This window comes from Halorubrum sp. AJ67, from assembly GCF_000513435.1.
In genome coordinates this window covers 100,077-101,614 of record NZ_CBVY010000016.1, presented here as the reverse complement: position 1 = coordinate 101,614, position 1,538 = coordinate 100,077, and the positions used below count along the sequence as shown (strand labels likewise).

The following is a 1,538-nucleotide window of genomic DNA, read 5'->3' as shown; positions in this document are numbered from 1 at the left end:
GACGACGGCGGTCCGACCGCGGGAAGGAGTCACTCGTCGTCCCCCTCGTCGTCATCGTCTTCGGCCTCTCCATCGTCTTCCGCCTCGTCGTCACTCTCGTCATCGCTCTCGTCTTCCGGCCCGTCGTCGTCAGCGCTGAACTCGAACTCGAGTTCGCCGTCGCGCTCGCCGTCCTCGACCTCGATCTCGACTTCATCTTCGTCGGGCAGCGTCACGTCGATCCGGCCGTCCGCGTCGGTCGTTCCGGCGACCTCACCTCCGACCTCGACGGTCGCGCCCTCGACCGGCTCACCGTCGGTATCGGTCACTTCGACCGTCACCGTCACACCGGGAGCGGGGTCGCCGGAGACGACGGCGACCGAGAGGTCCGTATCGTCCGCGTCGTCGTCGCGCCCGTCGCCCTCTACATCGTCCGCGTCGTCGTCGCGCCCGTCGCCCTCTACATCGTCCCCGTCGTCGTCGCGCTCGTCGCCCTCTACATCGTCCGCGTCATCGTCGCGCTCGTCGACATCGACATCTCCGGTCGCGAGCGTCCCGTCCGAACCGACCGAGAACTCGATCTCGGCCTCAAACGCGCCCTTCACCAGCGTCACGTCGAACTCGTCATCGTCGGGCGCGTCGAACGAGAGCGTCCCGTCCGCATCGGTCGTTCCGACTCGGTCGCCGTCGACGGAGGCGGAGACGCCTTCGACCCCTTCGCCGTCGTAGGTCACCGAGACGTCGACGGTGCCGTTCTCGACGGAGCCGCCGACGGAGAACCGCTCGGCGAAGTCGTCTTCGTCGCGGTCGTCGTCCGCGCCGAGCGTGAGCTCCAGTTCGCCCTCGCGCTCGCCGTCCGCGACCTCGATGTCGACTTCGTCGTCGTCGGGCAGCGTCACGTCGATCCGCCCGTCCGCGTCGGTCGTTCCGACGTCCCGATCGTCCAGTTCGACCGTCGCGCCCTCGACGGGCTCGCCGGCGGCGGTCACGCGGAGCGTCACCGTCGCGTTCGGCTCGGCCGTGCCCTCGACGATCGAGATCGAGAGGGGAGTCTCCTCATCGGCGTCGTCATCGTCATCGTCGTCCCGCTCGCGCGGTTCGGTCTCCTCTTCGAACTCGAAGACCGTACCGGTCTGGCCGTCGACGCTCACCTCGGCCTCGCCGGTCGTCTCCGGACCGAAGAAGGCGAACTCGAACTCGTAGTAGCCGTCGTCCTCGTCGCGGTCGGTGGACCGAAGCGTCCACTCGCCGTCCGCGTCGGTCGACAGCTCCGCGGTGGCGGCGGTGAGCGCCTCGCTCTGGTTCACCTCGAAGGTACCGTTACCGGGCTGGTCGCGTTCTATCTCGCGGGAGCGCTCCCCGTCGTCGCTCTCGACCTCGATGGAGACGCCGCCGTCGACCTCCAGCGAGAACTCGCCCGCGCTCTCCCCGGTATACTGCGCGAGTAGTGCGCTCGCGCCGGTTCCGGTCACGTGGGCGAGCCGCTCTCTGGCGTCCGCGTTCGCGCTCCGATCGTAGCCGGCGGCCCGGAGTTCGATCTCGGAGACGTCGTCCGCGCC

1 protein-coding gene is annotated in these 1,538 nt (G+C 69.1%); it reads right to left on the bottom strand.

The annotated features are described in order from the left end of the window. Positions 1 to 29: 29 nt before the first annotated feature. On the bottom strand, positions 30 to 1,538 hold a 1,509-nt coding region (locus tag BN903_RS12265; protein ID WP_048077994.1), incomplete at its 5' end, for a hypothetical protein.